Source organism: Sulfuricella sp. T08, assembly GCF_000971475.1.
In the GTDB taxonomy this organism is placed as follows: Bacteria; Pseudomonadota; Gammaproteobacteria; order Burkholderiales; family Sulfuricellaceae; genus Sulfuricella.
This window is the reverse complement of sequence record NZ_DF967525.1, coordinates 25,668-44,725: the sequence shown is the minus strand read 5'-3', so window position 1 is coordinate 44,725 and position 19,058 is coordinate 25,668. Positions and strand designations below refer to the sequence as shown.

The following is a 19,058-nucleotide window of genomic DNA, read 5'->3' as shown; positions in this document are numbered from 1 at the left end:
GCACCGAGCAAAATTCTGTTTGTATTCCCTGAAACAGATCCTAAATAGTCATCAGGATTTTCCCAATTTAGATCTGTTATGACGTCAAACGGATTGTTGTCGTAAAGACTTCACCTGTTTCATTGACTTGAATACCTCTTTTACTGTTCCTCAGCGATACCTTATAGTGGCTGCGGAAACATGCTAAAAGATGTTTTCTCGCCGTTTCAGTCACTTTTTCATACCGTAAAAACAATAGCATCGAAGGATATGCCAGGGGTATTCACGCGATCTGCCTTTGTTAAAACCGCCAAAAGAGCTATCACTGTGCTTTCGGCTATTCTGCTTGCGTTGCGTCTGGATGCTGCCTACTCTCAAGGTGTAGGGCGGGCGCTTGAACCCAATCTACCCTTGTTCGGTTACAAGGAATCCGAACATGCTAATCTTAAAATGTTTCCGCAATGGATCGGCGTCCTCAAACGCCACGCCAAAGATGACTTGAAGGATAAGGACTGCGAGAGCCCTGCATTCAATAGCTGCCACCTGCGCAATTGGCAGCGTTTCCTGTCGGGACTCAGGGGGAAGCCGCTCATGGAGCAGATCGTCGCGGTGAATGATTATGGCAATCAAAAGAACTACGTGCTGGATTCCGACAACTATGGCGTGAACGACTACTGGGCAACTCCCAGGGAATTTCTGTATAACGATGGCGATTGCGAGGATTTCGCCATCTTCAAATATTGGTCATTGAGGCAGCTCGGATTCAGCCCTGACTCCTTGCGCATTGTTGTGTTGCAGGATAACAACCTGGGTATAGGGCACGCCATTCTCGCTGTGTACCTCAATGGCGACGCCTTGATACTCGATAACCAGGCGCAGGAGGTGGTCTCGCAAAAGCAAATCACCCACTATGTTCCAGTATATTCAATCAACGAGAAACATTGGTGGATGCATATACCCTGAGGGTGAACCCCGGGTTCGTATTGCGAAGGATGATTCATGGTTCTATGATAGTTCTGGCTTTACTTCGACGCCGAGACTGGGTTCCACGATGAGAATAATTGCCTGGACAACTGATCTGTTTTTACAGGAGGCTCAAGAAAACTAATGACTAACAATAACGCTACGGCTTTAATCTCATGAAGACATTATCACTCAAGAATCCCGCCTATCTGGGCAGTGCTCTGCTGGCCCTGTTTATTGCTATCGGCATATGGTTCGTGTTTGCCTATGCTGCCAAAGAACGGGCACGGGACCTGCAACAATGGCAGGTGCATCTCGGGCTTGTCGCAGATAGCCGCTATGACGCTGTGGACAGGTGGTTGGAGGCGCAATTCGGCAACTTGCATGGACTAGCTGTAAATGGCTCGATGCAACTATATTTGATGCAACTCGCATCTCGTGAACAGCCAAGCCCGGGCGCGATCGAGCCGGCCCAGCTATCCTATATCCGTAATTTGGTTCTGGTCACGGCCGATCGTGGCGGCTTTATCGAAAAATCCAGAGCGGAAACCGTCGGGGCGAATTTGCCAGGGCAGGCCGATGTGGGTCTGATGTTGCTTGATCAAGACGGCAAATTGATCCTCTCGACGCCTGGGATCAAGCTCGCCCGGGAGGTGGAGAATACGGTTGCAAGGGTTCTTAAATCCAGGGAGCCGGCCATTCAGGATATCTACCTGGGGGATTCCGGTCAGCCCTTGCTCGGGTTTGTGGTGCCGATATTTCCATTGCAGGTCTCGAAGAAAGAGGCTGCGCCGATTGCTGTGCTGGTGGGCATCAAGAGAGCGCGGGACGAACTCTATCCGCTGCTTACCCACCAAATTCGCACGACACAAACAGACGAGACACTGCTGGTGCGGCGCGAGGATGGTTCGGCAGTCTATTTGTCGCCTCTCGCCGATGGAAGTGCGTTGCTGAAGAAGCGGCTTTCGCTGGAAAGCCCGCGGCTTGAGGCGGCATTTGCCCTGATGAACCCTGGTGCATTCGGTCAAATGAGGGACTACCGTGGAGCGGAAGTGCTGGTTACCAGCCGTGCTTTCATGCGGGCGCCCTGGGTGCTGGTGCAGAAAATTGATGCCAAAGAGGCGTTAAAGGAGTCGGATGCGCATCATCGCTTTGTGATGACGGCATTCCTGCTCGCGACCTTATTCGTTGCGGCTGCACTGGTGGCCGCGTGGAGGCACGGCAGCAGTGTGCGGGAGCACCATGCAGCCGAACAGCTGCGGATTAAGTCAGATGAGTTGAGATCGCAAGCCGAGCTCCTGAACTCGATTACGGACAATATCCGGGATTTTATTTATATCCTGGATCAGGATCAGCACTTCATGTATGTGAACAAGCCTCTGGCCGAGGCCTGGGGACTGACTCCGCAGGATTTTGTCGGAAAGACGTTGCCGAGCGTGCTTGGCTCGAATGTTGCGCAGACGATCTGGGCGTTGGCAAGCTCTGCGTTGGCCGGGAATGAATCCAGGATCGCAACCGATGCGCTGCAACTGAAAAGAGAGGTAACCAGAACCTATCATTCTGCGGCGATTCCACTGCTTGCCGGCATTCACCACAACAAGAGCGTGCTTGTCGTTTCTCACGATATTACGGTGCTACAGGAGAGCCAGGCCCGGCGGGATCAACTGATGCGAAGTCTTCTGGCTACGCTGATGCGTGCGGTGGATTTGCATGACCCTTTCACGGCGAACCATTCCAGCAAGACAACTCAGGTGGCGCTGGCCATCGGGCGGGAGATGGATCTCGGAAAACAGGACATGGAAACGCTCGAAATGGCGGCAAACCTTGCCAATGTCGGCAAGCTGTTCGTGCCGAAAGAAATCCTTATCAAGCCAGAGCCGCTGACCGACAAGGAGCAGCAAATCTTGCACGAGCATGTGAACCATTCAGTCGCGATCCTCTCTGGCCTCGATTTCCCGGGTCCGGTACTCGAAACGATTGCGCAAAAGCAGGAGTACATTGATGGAAGTGGATACCCGAAGGGGCTGCATGGTGATCAGATGCTGCTGACGGCGAAAATTTTGTCCGTGGCCAACGCTTTTGTGGCAATGGTGAATTCAAGAGCTTACCGTACCGGCATGACGGTGAACGCGGCGTTGGATCAGATGCTCTCGGAGACCCAGACCCGGCATGATCGCCATGTGGTGGCCGCCCTTTTCCATGTTGCAGAGAACCATCCAGAGTGGATCGCTGAGCGTCTCGGCAGTTAGGCGGGAAGGGCACGACAGTGCAATGGCAGTTGAGAGGCGGCTCCGTTTGTTTGGACAGTATCTTGCATTTCTTAAGTGGCGCTCTGCGCCCACGCTGCTTTGAATAGCGCGGATAGGTTGTCAAAGTAGATTTTTATTTAGAACCAGCAATCTTTACAGGTTCACGAGAGTCATTGTCTTTGATGAAAACCAGGGCCGCCGATCAGACCGGTTTCACCGTAATCAGGCTTTTTCTTACCAGTTGGGCAAAGGCCTCGGCGGGCAGTGGCCGGCTGAAGTAGTACCCCTGGATTTCGTCGCACCCTTGTGCGCGTAGTTGCTCTAGCTGCTCCAGGGTTTCCACGCCCTCGGCGATGACCTGCATCTTCAAGTTGTGCCCCAGGCTGATCACGGCGTTGGCGATCGCCTCGTCGTCCGGGTCAGTGCAGATGTCGCGGATGAAGGACTGGTCGATTTTGATCTTGCTGATCGGCAGGCGTTTCAGGTAACTCAGCGAGGAGTAGCCGGTACCGAAATCGTCGATTGAAATCTGGATGCCAAGCGCATGCAACTGGTTCAGGGTGGTTATCGTAGTCTGCAAATCCTGGATCATGATGCTCTCTGTGATTTCCAGTTCCAGATGCTCCGGAGCCAGCCCAGTATTCTGCAGTGCCTGATTGACCGATTCGATCAGATCGCGTTGGCGGAACTGGCGTGCGGACAAGTTGACCGCCATGCGCAGGGGAGGCAGTCCGGCTGCCATCCAGGCGCTATTCTGGGCGCAGGCGGTGCGCAGCACCCAGTCGCCAACGGCGACGATCATGCCGGTTTCCTCAAGCAGGGGGATGAATTCTCCTGGTGAAACCAGCCCCCGTTCCGGGTGTTGCCAGCGCAGCAAGGCTTCCATGCCGATGATCCGACCGCTACGCAGGCTGACCTGAGGCTGGTATCGCAGCACGAATTCATTGCGCTCAAGCGCCCGGCGCAGGCTGGTTTCGAGTGCGAGACGCTGCGGGGTGGCCGCCATGTCGCTGCTGTAGAAATGGAAGCCGTTGCCGCCTTGGGCCTTGATATGGGCCATGGCGGCGTCCGCATTCCGGATCAGATCTTCCTGGCTAACGGCATCCTGAGGGTAGAGGGCAATGCCGATGCTGGGGGTGATAAACACCTCCTGACCTTCCATCTCGAAAGGCTGGTTCATGGCATCGAGAATTTTCTTTGCTACCTGCTCAGCATTTTGCCGGTTGCCGACATCCGACAGCACGATGGTAAATTCATCGCTGCTCAGGCGACCGATGATGTCGATGTCGCGAACCATGTGCCCGATCCGTTCGGCAACGGCCTTCAGTAATTTGTCGCCGATGCGATGGCCCAGCGTATCGTTGATGGTCTTGAAGCGATCCAGGTCGAGATACAGTAGCGCAACCTGCCAGCCATTTCCCTTTGCGCGTTCCAGTTCCTGTTGCAGGTGTTTCCCCAGCAGGAGACGGTTGGGCAGGTCGGTATTGGTATCGTAATTGGCAAAGTAGTGGGCGCGCGCTTCGGTCTGCTTTTTCTCGGTCAGGTCGGCGAATACCCCGATGTAGTGAATGGTTTCCCCTTGCTCGTCGCGGGTGGCAATGAGCGTCAGCCATTCCGGGTATATTTCCCCATTCTTGCGGCGGTTCCAGATCTCGCCCTGCCAGTAGCCAAACTCGACCAGCGAGGACCACATTGCCTGGTAAAAATTGGGACCATGCCGGCCAGAGTGCAGTATGTTGATGTTCTTTCCTGCTACCTCTTCCTCGCTGTAGCCGGTAATGGCTGCAAAGGCCCGGTTGACCTGGAGGATGTTGGCGTGGGTGTCGGTAATGACAATACCCTCCGTGCTGTTCTCGAAGACCTGGGCGGAAAGGCGCAGCTTTCCCTGGCTTTGTTGCAGTTCTTCCTGAGTGCGCTGGAGCCGGTCTTGTTCGTCCTGCAATTCGGCGATGTGCTTTGCCTGAAGTGCTACGCGTTCCTCGCCCTGGGTGATGACTTGCTGGCGGGAGTGCTCCAGGCGTCGTTCCACCCGGTGGATGATCAGGGCGAACAAGGCAAAGAGGGTGCCGCCCAGCGCCAGGTAAAACAGGCTGAGGTTGCGGAGGGTGACTTCCATTTCGCGGAATTTCAGCGACATGTCCTGCAGCATGAGCAGGCTTCCCACCTTGCGACCGGTCGCGTCCTCGACCGGGATCATGCCGACATGGTAGCGCTTGTTGCCGAGGTTCAGGTTGGTGATCGAATCAGGCTGCCCGCCTCCGGATAACAGGCGGAGTAGCGCTTCGCGCGGCAAATCCAAGGTCTGATGGATGATCGCCGCATCCGGCAGACGGTCCCAGTCGGCATTGCGCTTCAACATGCGCATGCCACTTTCCCAATCCTTGCGAACCAGAAACCGCTTGTCGATGAATAGCGCCAGATCGGTGCCGATAATGTCATGGACGCCTTGCAGAACGCCTTCGATCTCCTCTCCCAGTTCGACATAACCGATCAGGCCGTGGCTGTCGTACATCGGAGCCACTACTCGCAGGGTGAAGGTGCCGATCGGGCCGAGTTCGACCCCGGAAGTTATTTTTCCGGTTTTTTCCGCGGCCAGGGTGGTGTAGCGGTTGATGGTGTCACCGTAACGTTCCGGCTGGTGTACGCGCAGCAGGTTGACCCGGGCTGTATCCTCGAAATAGAAGTGGGTGATGCCGTATTGGTCATGCAGCGCCTTGAATAAAGGGGTCGAGCGCTTTTGCAGGGCGTTCCGGTCGTGGGCGCGCAAGGCTGCCTGCAAGGGTTCATCGCGCAGAATCGCCTCCAGCGTGCCTCCCAGTTTTTCGCTGCGCCCTGTTAGAGCGCGGTCGTAATAGTTTTTGGCGGCTTGCAGCAGATGTACGAAGTCACGATCGGCATCGGTTTTTGCGTGCTGATACAGGCTGTAATGGAATGCACCCAGCAGAATCGCCAGCACCAAGGCGAGGGGCAGAAGGATGTGAGCTTTCAGGCTGGCATTTTTGATCATCGGCGAAGCCGCAACAAGGGGAATCTGTTAAAGGTTAAAGAGTTGGACAGAACGCCCACTATAACTTTTAAAGAATGTAGTCGTATTGATTTAGATCAATTTGGCATGGCACCCTGGTTTCAGGGTGCCATGAACCACGGCTTACAGTCCCAGCCGCTGCCAGATGGTCGAGATCAGGCCGGCCTGATTGAGCGTGTAGAAATGCAGCCCCGGCGCGCCGCCTTTGAGCAAGCGTTCGCACAGGCTGGTGACCACGTCCAGGCCGCAGGCGCGGATGGCGGCAGAGTCGTCGCCGTAGCCCTGCAGCTTGAGGCGCAGCCAGCGCGGGATTTCTGCGCCGCAGGCATCGGAAAAGCGTGCCAGCTGGGAAAAATTACCAATCGGCATGATGCCGGGCACGATAGGGATAGTGACGCCCATCGCCTGGCACTCGTCGACGAAGTTGAAGTAGGCGTCGGCGTTGTAGAAATACTGGGTGATGGCGGCATTGGCGCCGGCATCCACCTTGCGCTTGAAGTTGGCCAGGTCGGCCTGGGCGGAGATGGCTTGCGGATGGAATTCCGGATAAGCGGCCACTTCGATGTGGAACCAGTCGCCGGTCTCGGTGCGGATAAACTCCACCAGCTCGTTGGCGTAGCGGAATTCTCCCGCACTGGCCATGCCGGAAGGCATGTCGCCGCGCAGTGCGACGATGTGGCGGATGCCGTGGCTTTTATATTCGTTGAGGATTGCCCGGATGCTTTCCCTGGTCGATCCGATGCAGGACAGATGCGGCGCGGCCTCGTGGCCTTCCCGCTGGATCTCGATCACGGTTTCCAGGGTACGGTCGCGAGTCGAGCCACCGGCACCGAATGTGACCGAAAAAAACTCCGGGTTGAGTTGGCCGAGCTGCTTGCGCGTCGCGTGCAGCTTGTCCATTCCCTCCTGTGTTTTGGGGGGGAAGAATTCGAAACTGAGTATGGGCTTATTTGTCGACATAGTTGTTCACCTCAGAGGACGCGGAGGACGCAGAGAAAACGAGCGAAGCGAGTTTCAGTGAAGACTAACCTGCTTTGCAGGTTATGTCGAAACTAAAAACCCACTTATTACTCCGCGTCCTCCGCGTCCTCCGCGGTTCAACAAATCAATATCTGTAATGGTTGGCTTTGTACGGACCGTTCTTCGGTACACCGATATAAGCGGCTTGCACATCGCTCAGTTCGGTCAGATTCACGCCGATCTTCATCAGGTGCAGACGTGCCACTTTTTCATCCAGATGCTTGGGCAGAACGTAAACTTTGTTCTCGTAGTTCTCCGGGTGATTGAACAGCTCGATCTGGGCGATGGTCTGGTTGCTGAACGACGCCGACATCACGAAGGAAGGATGGCCGGTGGCGCAGCCCAGGTTCACCAGGCGGCCCTTGGCCAGGACGATGATTTTCTTGCCGTCGGGGAAGATCACATGATCGACCTGGGGCTTGATCTCGTCCCACTGGTATTTTTCCAGCGAGGCGATGTCGATTTCGGAATCGAAGTGGCCGATGTTGCAGACGATGGCTTCGTTCTTCATCTTCGCCATGTGGTCGTGATTGATCACGCTGAGGTTGCCGGTGCAGGTCACGAAAATGTCGCCGAGGCTGGCCACGTCGTCCATCGTTACCACGCGGTAGCCTTCCATCGCCGCCTGCAGCGCGCAGATCGGGTCGATCTCGGTCACCATCACGGTGGCGCCCATGCCGCGGAATGCCTGGGCGCAGCCCTTGCCCACGTCGCCGTAGCCGAGCACTACGCAGATTTTGCCGGCGATCATCACGTCGGTGGCGCGCTTGATGCCGTCGAGCAGGGATTCACGGCAGCCGTACAGGTTGTCGAACTTGGACTTGGTGACCGAGTCGTTGACGTTGATCGCCGGGAACTTCAGGCGGCCTTCCTCGGCCATCTGGTACAAGCGGTGCACGCCGGTGGTGGTTTCTTCGGTCACGCCCTTGATGTGCTTGATGCGGGCGGAGTACCAGCCAGGCGAGGTCGCCAGCTTGTTCTTGATGGCGGCGAACAGCACGCGCTCTTCCTCGCAGGTCGGCTTGGCGATCACGGAAAGATCGGCTTCGGCGCGGGTACCCAGGTGCAGCAGCAGGGTGGCGTCGCCGCCATCGTCCAGAATCATGTTGGCGGGTTCGCCCGGCCACTCGAAAATCCGGTGGGTGTAATCCCAGTATTCTTCCAGCGATTCGCCCTTGTAGGCGAACACCGGGATGCCGTCGGCGGCGATGGCGGCAGCGGCCTGGTCCTGCGTCGAGTAGATGTTGCACGAAGCCCAGCGCACTTCCGCGCCCAATGCGGTCAGCGTTTCGATCAGCACGGCGGTCTGGATGGTCATGTGCAGGGAGCCGGCGATGCGCGCACCTTTCAGCGGCTGCGCCTGGGCGTTTTCTGCGCGGATCGCCATCAGGCCGGGCATTTCAACCTCGGCCATGAGAATTTCCTTGCGGCCCCATACGGCCAGCGACATATCGGCGACTTTGCAGTCGGTAAAGTTTTTGGTATCAGCCACAGCGAACTCCTGATGTGGCCGGGGGGATGCGGGTGCTTCTCACCTGGGCATCCCGTGTCCGGCACGGGTTAAATACAGGTGAGCGCAGTGTTTGAAAGCCGAGCCTGACAGACGGAATCTGTTGCAGCGCTCCTCGGTTGGGTTGAATTATAACTGAATTTTTGGATTTTTGGGGTGGGAGTATACGAGGGGGAAATCGACCGCGGTATTGTTTAACGTTCGAAATCAGCGCCGCCGTAGGCGGTCCGATGGATTGAAGGGCTATACGACAAGCCTTCTTGTGAGGCGATATTTTGAGAGTATGAAAGTCATGAAGTATGAGAGAAAGAAGACCGCGACAACATAGGACACATCCCATATTGAGCTACCTGAGAGTTCCCGGTCAAGCGGCTTTAGTATTGCAACAAATGCAAAGTGAGACGCGTAGATGCCAAGCACCAAGGGTCCGACAGACGCGATGGTTGGGAAGTGTAGTTTCTTGGTATTCGATAAAGCGATTAGCGCAACACCAACACCAAGAAAATAGGTTCCGATAACGTAGTCTTGGTTCATAGTTGTGCCCCAGAATCGCTGGATTGCTAATAGCTCCGCGAAATGCATAAAAACACCCAATACGCTCAGAAATATACCTTTAAAAAGCCAACTCTCCTTGGGGCCACTTCGTTGAAGTAGGTACCCAGTCACAAAGAAAATGAGTGAAAAGAAGGGGCCATCTCTGAAGTTGAAGCCAACATGAAATCCAATTGGTGTGTCGGCATAGGCTTTGCCGGCAAGGCCAATTGAATACAATGTTGCCGCCACCGCAATTAGGCACCACTTCAGATTGAACCGGAGAAACGCGGAGCTAATAATCAGGCTGCACATTAGCCCCATCAAAAACCAAAGATGTACTTTCGTGCCTTCCAGAATTGTGGTTAGTGGCTCATTCACTGCGTTGGCCAAATTCCAATAGATGGTCTTAAGCGGCCCGAGGGGGCCATAAGCAAAAGCGTCAATAATATCTATTGGTAGTAGATAAATTGCTGACCAAGCGGAGAAGATGAAGGCAATGCGTTTCACCCTTTTCACCGTTGGGGCAAATAGTTGCCTTTCATCAGTGAATTTGCTCGCCCAAAAGTAGCCGGATATGACAAAGAAAAAGGGGACGGCGAACCGTGCAACTTGGTTGACAAACGTTGCCACATCAAGGGTGGCACCGATGGGCGCGGATGGACTTTCAAATGGCCTTGTGTGAATCGCGATGACTGAAATAATCGCCAACGTTCGAAGGACATCAACACTCTGAAGTCTGCTCACTCGGGATCCTTGTCGTATAACAGTGATTAGCCGGACGCATGCACCCGGGTATTTATTATAGTACGGACACCCATAATGCTATCGCAATTGGTTGATGTTCAATGAGTTCGATCTTATGGTGTCCATATAATAATCCTGACAGGATTAGCAGCAAGCGTTGTGCGCGCAGCGCAACTAACTTGATCTTCGTTCAAAACCAGAACGACGTATCCTTCATCAGAAATTCAACGTAGTGCATGTAGTGCGTCCCATCGCAGGAGAAGGTCACGCTAACCATGCCGTTGAAAATGTTGATCGTGGCCGTGCGCAGGTAGATGTTCGAGTCCGCCAGGCGCAGGGATTGCATGATGAGCAGAATCCGTTTGATATCGGATTGGGGGATCGCTGCGTCCATCGGGTAAGTACGGGGCGGGAACACCAGACAGATGTCCGGGTCGTTCAGGGCTTCCTGATCCAGCATCCGGTAGCGCAACGGGTCGTCCACGGTCCAGATCGTGGCCTGGCTGCTGGAAAAGTGGATCTGGCACTGGAACACGCCGCGGTGGGTCAGCAGTTCTTCGAGGATGGACGCCGCTCCTTCCATGTTGCGGTCCATCGGGCTCTCGACGCGGCATTGCTGGAAGACCGTGCTGCGGATCGCCGGATCGCCCTTCACTTGCTGCCAATAGCCGGGCTCATCGTAGAGCGCGGATGTCACAGGCAGGTCGCGCAGGTCGAAGTCGGCGCCGAGATAGCCCGATATGCCGGCGTCTGTGCGCACGAGCTGCAAGGCGGTGAGCGACGGGCGTTTGCTCCTCCGGCTGATGTAGGCATCGGAGAGCAGGAATCCCCAGGAGGGTATCACTTCCTTCATGTAGGGGCGTTGTGAGCGGTCGCGGCCGAAGTGTTCCGGTAAAATCCCTGCCTTGCCGAAGTTGTCGCTGATCTGGATGCCGTTGGTATCCACGCAGTAGAGGAAGGTGCAATAGGGGATGCTGGCGAACCCTTCCATGAGAATCGCGTCCAGCCGCTCGCGGCCTCCCCATGCCGGGTTGCACTTTCCGGCGAGGGTCGCCAGCGGTTCGCGGAGCTGACGCGCTAGCTCCTCCCGTTGCAGGTAAATGCTGTCTTTCCACGACTTTTTCATTCGTTTTCCATGTCTTACGTGATTATATGGTTAGTAGCGGCGCACGTGCCGATGATATTCATGAGCCGGGCTTGCGCTGTTCGGATACGAGGGGTTCAGGGTAGTTCAAATAGGGTGTGCGGTCTGGTTGGGAGAGGTTCGAAGCGGTTCGAAGCGGTAGCCCTTGCTGACGCATGCACTGTCCGTTAGCCTTGCCAGTCCTGCCAATCCTAATTTCCTAATTGGCAACAATGTGAGGATGGCGAAGAATCAAACTATTAAACCACCGTGAATCGCATGGCATTATGATAGGGTAGTATTTCAGTATTATGAAAAATATCCGGATGTGGGCGTCTGGCTAATGACTGTTAGAGATTGCGCATGGGCGAAGCCCGGAATGGATTTGGATGCCCTGCCTGCCCCGGTCTCCAGATTCAATATTTAGGCGCGGTATCCCCTGCCTTGGCGCGGTGATACCAGCTCTCCAGAGATGCCGCCTGCACGCCGTCCGCAGGCGACCAGGGGGCATAGTTGGCCTCGGTGATTGTCGCATAAGGCCCGTGTTTGACCTCGAACACCACCGTGCCGGTTTTCAGGGATGCCACCGCATGCCAGGTGTTGGCCGGGATTTCCACTGCGGTGACTTCTCCTCCTGCCGCTAGTTCGATCCGTTTCAGCACTTTTCCGCTATCGTCGAAAATCAGCAGCGCCACGGCACCGCTCAAGATCAGCAGGATTTCCCAGGTTTCCGGCTGCATGTGGCGGTGCGGTCTGACGTAGGTGCCGGGTTCCATGGCGATGCACAGGCGTTGCACCTTGTCGTCAAGCTGGGGGTGCAGGTTGTGGTGCGCCCGCTTGCGCGGCGAGGCGGCTGCCTGGGCGGAGAGGGTGGCGAGTAGGGTCTGGTCGATGCGTTTCATGCGCGCTTTCTGTTTTCGTTCAAAGGGTTCAATGGGATTATGCCCTGCGGCTGCTCGTCGGGCTGGGCCGGCACGTGCTGCATCACCTTCGCCAGCATGTCGGCATCGAGACTGGCCTCCGCCTGAAACTGGCCGGCGTAGGCTGACTCTTCCTGCTTCAGCTCGTAGCAGTTGGCGCCGCTGATATCCATCAGCACCGCCGCCATGCCCGCCGCGCGGAAAGCGTGGTGGCGCTTGATGAAAAACTGGCTGCAGCAGGCGCCGACATAGGCCGCCACGCCAGTGCTCTTCATCTGGCCAAGCGTGGCGGTGAGGTGTTCATAGTTCGTAATGGTGGTCACCTGCATGTTGCGCTCGCGCGCCAGGCGGTAGGCGTCGCCCACCTCGCACTTGCCGCACTCGACGCAGTCGTCCTGGTGGCGCCATTTGCACCAGGCCGGCTTGGCGCAGTAGGGCAGCAGCATCACGGTAGCCTGCGTGAGGATGGCCGGAGTGTCGTGCGTGGTTTCGCTGCCCAGCACCATCAGGCGATTGGCCTGGGCCGGGCTCAGGCCGAACTCCCGCTGCTGGTCGAACTTGGCCAGCACCAGCCGCAACACCCGGCACAGGTCCTCAGGCGCAAAGCCGAGCAGGTCGCAGGGGAGCCCGACAAAGAAAGCGCGGGCCGCCGCTTCCGCCTGCGCCAGCGGCAGGTCGGCAAGCGTGCACTCCAGGCGTTCCAGCGCATCGGCCGGGTGCAAGTGTACATCGCCGGCAAAGCGGATGCGTTCGATGTGTTGCTGCCCGGCATCCGGCCACAGCCGTACGCGCAGCACCCCGCCGGCAGTCTTGTGCAGGGCTTCGAGAGCGCCGTCGTCCGCCACGTTCCACTCAGTTTCGTGGTGAGTGTCGTCATTCCCGCGCATGCGGGAATCCACAGCTTCCATGCCAGAATCCGCAAACCCCACCCCCAGCGCATCCTCGATCCCACGCCGCAGCGCCTGTTTCAGCACCGTATCCTCAGGCACTTCGCCGAGCAGATCCTTCAGCGTGACCAGCCGCTGGCGCGCGCTTTCCAGCCCGGTCACGGTCAACTTCTCGGTCGGCACGCGCAGCGCTTCCAGCATGCTCTTGATGTCGGTGTCTATCAGCAGGGTCGCCTGCAGCAGCAGCGAATCTCCCGCCGTGGCGATGAAAACGGAAGCCAGCTTGCGGCCGTCGATTTCCAGGTCGTTGGGCGCCTTGAAGAGAGCGTGGACGCCGAGGTGTGCAAGCCCATCGGCGAGCGCCGTACAGAAGCGAGAAAGAATGTCCTGCAGGCATCCCCATTCCGTCGGGCGGCGGATGATCAAACTTAGGCCGAGCTGATTTTCATCGAGATAAAGCGCTCCGCCTCCGCTGGCGCGGCGCACGATTTCGATGCCGCGATCACGGCAGTAGTCCAGCCTGATTTCGCGTTCCAGCGCCTGGTGGCGGCCGATGCTCGCTGCCGGCAGGCTGCGGTAAAAGCGCAGCAGATCAGGTCGGTCGCCCCGTGCGTGCAGGGCGAGCCAGTCCTGGTCGAAGCCGGCATTCCCGCCAGCGCTGTTAAGACCGCTGTCGTGGTAAGCCATGGTACTGGATGGCTGGTTCAAAATGGAAGACTTAGGGCAATGCAATGAATCAGAGTATAGCAGGAGAGGGTGGGAGGCTTTATCGACTGACACAGACAGATGTTTGGAGTTTGTGTTGGTGCGGGAATTTGTGGTCGTTCATCGATGCGATGTATATTCCCCGGCAAGAACTTTTTTATCGGAAACGCTCATGAAGACACTGCACATCGCTTCCACCGAAATCGCCCTCGACTTCGACTCCGCCATCAAACTCGCCACGGTGATCGCCGACAATCTGACCGGCGAAAATATGCTGCTGTCGTGGTATGACCGCGACCGCGATTTGGAATCGCCGCGCGGCGTCAGCGAATGTCATGAAGGTTGCCCGGTCAAGGGGTTCTGGGATTACGGTCTCAATCACGGCGCGGAACTGGCGGTGAATTTCGATGACGGACGGTTCGTATTTTGTTTTCAGCCGTTGGGGGAGTTTGAATAAATCGGTTCAGAGTACAATGGCACTAACTTAAGCGGTTCCATAATCGATGTAGGGTGGGTTAGGCACGCAGTTTGTGCCGTAACCCACCAGATGTGCCGCCAGGCACTCATTTAAAAAGGCGTTGTGTTGCTACGCAACGCTTGGTGGGTTACGCAAAAAACGCTAACCCACCCTACATTTGGCTTAAGTTTAGTGCCACTGGGTTCAGAGTAAGTTAAGTTATGCTACTCCGGAAATCACCGGACAGTAGTGAATTTCTCACTGAGAAAACATGCGCATCATGCACTACGGCAGGCACAGAGCGGGAGTATCTTTTGCTGCACTTGAAACCAGGCCACTAACGTTTCCCACCCAGGATCGATCCCAGTACGCCACGGATGATTTGGCGTCCGAGTTGCGAGCCGATGGCGCGGGCAGCGCTTTTGATGGCGGCTTCAGCGACGCCCTGGCGGCTGCTGCCACCCCCCAGCATGTCGCCGATGCTGTCCAGCCAGCCGCCGCTTGCGGTTTTTTCGCCTTCAGCCTCGCTGGCCGGCGTGGCGGAAGCGGGGCTCTGTGCCGCCCGTCCCTTGAGTTTTTCATAGGCGGATTCGCGGTCCACCTGTGCTTCGTAGTGGCCGTATAGCACCGATTGTTTGATGATGGCCTGGCGTTGCTCGGGGGTGACAGGGCCAAGCTGGCTGCGCGGCGGGACAATCAGTGCGCGTTCCACCGGATGCGGGCGACCCTTTTCGTCGAGCAGGGAAACCAGGGCTTCGCCCACCGCAAGCTCGGTGATGGCTGCTTCCACATCCAGGCCGGGATTGGCGCGGAAGGTTTCCGCCGCGGCGCGCACCGCTTTCTGATCGCGCGGCGTGAAGGCGCGCAGGGCGTGCTGGATGCGGTTGCCGAGCTGGCCCAGCACCTTGTCCGGGATGTCGAGCGGGTTCTGGCTGACGAAGTAAACACCCACCCCTTTGGAGCGGATCAGCCGGACCACTTGCTCGATCTTGTCCTGCAGTGCCTGGGGGGCGTCGTTGAAGAGCAGATGGGCCTCATCAAAGAAAAAAACCAGTTTGGGTTTGTCTACATCGCCCACTTCCGGCAGTTTTTCAAACATCTCCGACAGCATCCACAGCAGGAAGGTGGCGTAGAGCTTGGGCGATTGCATCAGCTTGTCGGCGGCGAGAATGTTGATCATGCCCTGCCCTTGGGCATCGCACTGCATCAGGTCGTCGATATTCAGCGCCGGCTCGCCGAACAGCTGCTCGCCACCTTCGGATTCCAGCGTGATCAGGCCGCGCTGGATGGCGCCGATGCTGGCTGCAGAGATATTGCCGTACTCGGTGGTGAAATTTTTGGCATTATCGCCGACATGCCGCAGCATTGCCTGCAGATCCTTGAGGTCGAGCAGCAGCAGGCCGTTGTCGTCGGCGATCTTGAACACCAGCGTCAGAACACCTGCCTGCGTGTCATTGAGATTGAGCATGCGGGCCAGCAACAGCGGCCCCATTTCGGAGATGGTGGCGCGTACCGGATGGCCCTGTTCGCCGAATACATCCCAGAAAGTGACCGGGCAGCCGGCAAAGGCAAAGTCGGTGAGCCCCAGTCTGGCGATGCGCTCGACGATTTTGGGTTTTTCCGTGCCGGGCTGGCTGATGCCCGAAAGGTCGCCCTTGACGTCGGCCATGAACACCGGCACGCCGATGCGGCTGAAATTCTCCGCCATCAGCTGTAGCGAAACTGTCTTGCCGGTGCCGGTAGCGCCAGCGATAAGGCCATGGCGGTTGGCCAGTTGAGACAGCAGAAACAGTTCCTGGGTATCGTTCTTGGCGATCAGGGATGGGGTGATCATGGGCTGGCTCCGGCTTATTTCAGAATGTCTGAAATGGTACCACTACACCTTAATTCAGCAACGTTTCAAACTGCTCCAGCGGTACCGGCTTGCTGAACAAATATCCCTGAAAGGCATGGCAGCCGTGATTATCAAGGAATTCGCGCTGAGCCTGGGTTTCCACGCCTTCGGCAATGACGTTCAGCCCTAAAGCCTGTGACATTGCAATGGTAGCGTGCACGATGGCTGCATCGTTGGGGTCATTGGCAATGTCGCGCACGAAAGATCGGTCGATCTTGATTTGATCGAGCGGCAAGCATTTCAGCTGGGACAGCGAGGAATACCCTGTGCCGAAGTCATCCATCGAGAAACTCACGCCCAGTTTTTTTATTTCATGCATCTTGCCGATGGTGTCTTCGATGTTTTCCAGCACGATGCTTTCGGTCAGTTCCAGCTTGAGCTGCGCAGGTTGCGCACCGCTTTTCAGCAGCACGCGCTGCACCTGGGCAACGAAGTCGGCCTGATGGAATTGCCGGGCACTGACGTTTACCGCCAGCGTCAGGTCGCGAGTCAGCGCGCCATGCTGCCATGCTTTGAGCTGGGCGCAGGCAGTTTCCAGCACCCACAAGCCTATCGGTACGATCAGTCCGGTTTCTTCGGCCAGCGGAATGAATTGATTAGGGAAAACAAAACCACGTGCAGGATGTTCCCAACGCAACAGCACTTCCGCGCCCAACGGACGGTGTAGGCTGTCCACCTGGATTTGATAGTACAGCCGAAATTGCTGCTTCTCGAGGGCCTGACGCAAATCCGCTTCCATGTCCGCACGCGCATCCAATGTCGTTTGCATCTGCGGGTCAAAAAAACGGATGGCATTACGCCCTGCCGTCTTGGCCTGATACATGGCAACGTCAGCATGCTTGAGCAAATCTTCCACACTCTCCAGATGGCCGTGGAACAGACTGATACCGATACTTGGTGTGGTGTGGCACTCGTAATCTTTCAGCGCATAAGGCTGACTTAGCTCGTTGCGAATCTTTTCTGCGACCAGTTCGGTTAGTGTGGCCGCCTCGTCCAGTCGGCTGCTCAGATCTTCGAGCACCACCACAAATTCATCGCCACCCAGTCGTGCCACACTGTCACCCTCGCGCACACAGGTTTGCAACCGGCGCGCCACCTCGATCAACAGCAGGTCGCCCATGGCATGACCCCGCGTATCATTGATTATTTTGAAGTGATCCAGATCCAGAAACAGTAATGCACCATGCCGGCCGCTGCGTGCGCTGACCGCCATGGCCTGCTGCAAACGATCCATTAACAAGCGACGATTCGGTAGATGAGTCAGAGGGTCGTAGAAAGCCAGCTGATGAATTTCCAGTTCCGACTGCTTGCGCAGACTAATGTCGGTAAACACGGCCACATAATGGGATACCTGCTGGCGGTCATCAAAAACCGCCGTAATGGTCGTGAATTTAGGATAGATCTGACCATTCTTGCGCCTGTCCCAGATTTCCCCTGACCATTTTCCGGTATCGAGTAGTGCTGACCACATGGCCTGGTAGAAAGCCGTATCGTGCCGACCTGACTGCAGGATGCGCGGATTTTGCCCGATCACCTCTTCTGCGCTGTAGCCGGTAATGTCCTGAAAAGCCTGATTGACGCGCATAATATTTGCGTCAGAATCGGTGATTGCGATGGCTTCCTGAGTTTCAAAGGTAATAGCGGCAATACGCATCTCATCTTCGAGATGCTTGCGCTCCGTGATGTTTTCATAAATGCCCAACACACCAAATATCTCGTTATCAGCCAGCGGCACTTTGCTGGTGTCCAGCCAGATATGCTCTCCGGCGGCGTTGTGTTGCTGCTCGATGATGTGAATTTTGGAAGCGTTGTTGCTCATCACTTTGTGGTCGTCGGCCCGATAGGCTACGGACTCTTCCTGCATCCAGGGCATATCAAAATCGGTTTTGCCGATGATATCGTTTGGATGTGCCAAGCCCGCGTCCCTGGCGAAAATCTGGTTGCAGCCGAGGTACACGCTGTTGCTGTCCTTCCAGAATATCGCCTGGGGTACCGTATCCAGAATGAGGTAGAGCAGGCGCTGATTTTCGCGCAGTTCCCGCGTCATTTCAGCAGCCATTTGCTGTGCACGTTGCTCCAGTGCTGCATGTGCGGCTTGCAGCTGTTCCAGGGCCAGCGAGTTCTGTCGCACCATGCGCTGATCAAACAAAGTGGCGAGAATGCCGCCACCAAACCAGAACAGCGAAGTCAGCGACACCAGCATGGCAAGAATATTCGGCTCGATGCGCAAATCACTGGCAAGGCACATACTGCCAGGTTGAATGGTTATTCCCAGCAGGGAGGTGTAGTGCATTCCGGAAATCGCCAAACCCATGATCACTGCGCCCAACACAAAACGCAGCAATGGGGGCAACTTGATGTGCTCCCCCTGATACATCATCAGTAATGCACCCCATGAAGCGATGATTGAAATGACAATGGACAGGGCAAAAGACAATGGGTTGTAACTAATGTCCGGCGACATCTTGAGTGCTGCCATGCCAGTGTAGTGCATCGCGCTGATGCCCGCACCCATCACTAGTCCGCTGACTAATATGAGCCTGGTGCTGATGCGGATTTCGCGCAGCACACTGAAGCCCAACAGGGTCGAGAGAATGACAGGCAGGACGGAAAGGAGGGTCAGCGCAAGGTCATAAGCAATGGGGATGGGCAGGTGAAACGCCAACATGCCGATAAAGTGCATGGACCAGACTGCCAGGCCCAAAGTAATACTACCCGAGACCATCCAGAGTGTTGCCGCACGACCACTGCTCTCACGCATGCGTTGCGCATGGGTAAGCGCGGTGAACGACCCAATAATGGCCACCAGGATGGATAAAAATACCAGGGAATAATTCCAGGTAATATGCATTGCTTTAGCCCAGTTAACCGCGGATTAAATCACCCAGTGCAACACCTGCCTGGCAAGCTCGTGCCAGACCTGACCTCGATGTATGTATGCAGCAAAGTGTGGCACAAGACGAGGTGCAGTGGATTCCAGGGACACCGTAGCGGCTCAACCTTGATGAATCCTAAAACCTATTGCAGGATAAGGCAAATCAAGCCTTG

12 protein-coding genes and 1 riboswitch are annotated in these 19,058 nt (G+C 56.2%); of the genes, 3 read left to right on the top strand and 9 right to left on the bottom strand.

The features are described 5' to 3' along the window. Positions 1–180: 180 nt before the first annotated feature. Together SCT_RS03185 and SCT_RS03180 are read left to right on the top strand one after the other, a co-directional pair. Entirely contained in the window at positions 181–942 is a 762-nt protein-coding gene (locus SCT_RS03185) for a transglutaminase-like cysteine peptidase (protein ID WP_059418948.1), read from the top strand. Between the two features lie 176 nt (positions 943–1,118). Further along, entirely contained in the window at positions 1,119–3,191 is a 2,073-nt protein-coding gene (locus SCT_RS03180) for an HD domain-containing phosphohydrolase (RefSeq protein WP_059418947.1), read from the top strand. 202 nt (positions 3,192–3,393) lie between these two features. Here the strand turns inward: SCT_RS03180 and SCT_RS03175 are convergent, their stop codons facing one another. The 7 genes from SCT_RS03175 to SCT_RS03145 all read right to left on the bottom strand — a co-directional run bounded on the left by SCT_RS03175 (position 3,394) and on the right by SCT_RS03145 (position 13,641). After that, a complete protein-coding gene (locus tag SCT_RS03175; RefSeq protein WP_059418945.1) occupies positions 3,394–6,198 on the bottom strand; it encodes an EAL domain-containing protein in 2,805 nt (934 codons plus the stop codon). Between the two features lie 141 nt (positions 6,199–6,339). Beyond that, positions 6,340–7,176, bottom strand: coding sequence for a methylenetetrahydrofolate reductase [NAD(P)H] (gene metF / locus SCT_RS03170; RefSeq protein WP_059418944.1), 837 nt, complete (start codon positions 7,174–7,176; stop codon positions 6,340–6,342). 145 nt (positions 7,177–7,321) lie between these two features. Beyond that, on the bottom strand, positions 7,322–8,728 hold the full coding sequence (ahcY, locus tag SCT_RS03165) for an adenosylhomocysteinase (protein WP_202812108.1): 1,407 nt from the start codon (positions 8,726–8,728) through the stop codon (positions 7,322–7,324). Between the two features lie 73 nt (positions 8,729–8,801). After that, positions 8,802–8,869: riboswitch (S-adenosyl-L-homocysteine riboswitch) on the bottom strand. A gap of 120 nt (positions 8,870–8,989) precedes the next feature. Beyond that, entirely contained in the window at positions 8,990–10,024 is a 1,035-nt protein-coding gene (locus tag SCT_RS03160) for an acyltransferase (protein WP_059418942.1), read from the bottom strand. 190 nt (positions 10,025–10,214) lie between these two features. Continuing rightward, a complete protein-coding gene (locus SCT_RS03155; protein ID WP_059418940.1) occupies positions 10,215–11,150 on the bottom strand; it encodes a hypothetical protein in 936 nt (311 codons plus the stop codon). A 413-nt stretch (positions 11,151–11,563) separates the two neighbouring features. Then, positions 11,564–12,049, bottom strand: coding sequence for a WbuC family cupin fold metalloprotein (locus SCT_RS03150; RefSeq protein ID WP_059418938.1), 486 nt, complete (start codon positions 12,047–12,049; stop codon positions 11,564–11,566). Continuing rightward, positions 12,046–13,641, bottom strand: coding sequence for a DUF116 domain-containing protein (locus tag SCT_RS03145; protein WP_059418934.1), 1,596 nt, complete (start codon positions 13,639–13,641; stop codon positions 12,046–12,048). Before SCT_RS03145 ends, SCT_RS03150 begins: the two co-directional genes overlap by 4 nt. A 190-nt stretch (positions 13,642–13,831) precedes the next feature. On the opposite strand from SCT_RS03145, the gene SCT_RS03140 reads away from it, so the two are divergent. Further along, a complete protein-coding gene (locus SCT_RS03140; RefSeq protein WP_059418932.1) occupies positions 13,832–14,116 on the top strand; it encodes an AF1514 family protein in 285 nt (94 codons plus the stop codon). A 337-nt stretch (positions 14,117–14,453) separates the two neighbouring features. Here SCT_RS03140 and SCT_RS03135 read toward each other — a convergent pair whose 3' ends face one another. Both SCT_RS03135 and SCT_RS03130 read right to left on the bottom strand, forming a co-directional pair. Beyond that, complete coding sequence (locus SCT_RS03135; RefSeq protein WP_059418930.1) at positions 14,454–15,950, bottom strand: helicase HerA-like C-terminal domain-containing protein; 1,497 nt, start codon at positions 15,948–15,950, stop codon at positions 14,454–14,456. Between the two features lie 49 nt (positions 15,951–15,999). After that, a complete protein-coding gene (locus SCT_RS03130) occupies positions 16,000–18,861 on the bottom strand; it encodes an EAL domain-containing protein (protein ID WP_059418928.1) in 2,862 nt (953 codons plus the stop codon). Positions 18,862–19,058: the final 197 nt, after the last annotated feature.

What these genes read in the sequence shown, in the direction of transcription:
- SCT_RS03185 (WP_059418948.1), top strand. Translation starts at nt 181, where the DNA reads ATGCTAAAAGATGTTTTCTCGCCGTTTCAGTCACTTTTTCATACCGTA.
- SCT_RS03180 (WP_059418947.1), top strand. Translation starts at nt 1,119, where the DNA reads ATGAAGACATTATCACTCAAGAATCCCGCCTATCTGGGCAGTGCTCTG.
- SCT_RS03175 (WP_059418945.1), bottom strand. Translation starts at nt 6,198, where the DNA reads ATGATCAAAAATGCCAGCCTGAAAGCTCACATCCTTCTGCCCCTCGCC.
- metF (WP_059418944.1), bottom strand. Translation starts at nt 7,176, where the DNA reads ATGTCGACAAATAAGCCCATACTCAGTTTCGAATTCTTCCCCCCCAAA.
- SCT_RS03155 (WP_059418940.1), bottom strand. Translation starts at nt 11,150, where the DNA reads ATGAAAAAGTCGTGGAAAGACAGCATTTACCTGCAACGGGAGGAGCTA.
- SCT_RS03150 (WP_059418938.1), bottom strand. Translation starts at nt 12,049, where the DNA reads ATGAAACGCATCGACCAGACCCTACTCGCCACCCTCTCCGCCCAGGCA.
- SCT_RS03145 (WP_059418934.1), bottom strand. Translation starts at nt 13,641, where the DNA reads ATGGCTTACCACGACAGCGGTCTTAACAGCGCTGGCGGGAATGCCGGC.
- SCT_RS03140 (WP_059418932.1), top strand. Translation starts at nt 13,832, where the DNA reads ATGAAGACACTGCACATCGCTTCCACCGAAATCGCCCTCGACTTCGAC.
- SCT_RS03135 (WP_059418930.1), bottom strand. Translation starts at nt 15,950, where the DNA reads ATGATCACCCCATCCCTGATCGCCAAGAACGATACCCAGGAACTGTTT.
- SCT_RS03130 (WP_059418928.1), bottom strand. Translation starts at nt 18,861, where the DNA reads ATGCATATTACCTGGAATTATTCCCTGGTATTTTTATCCATCCTGGTG.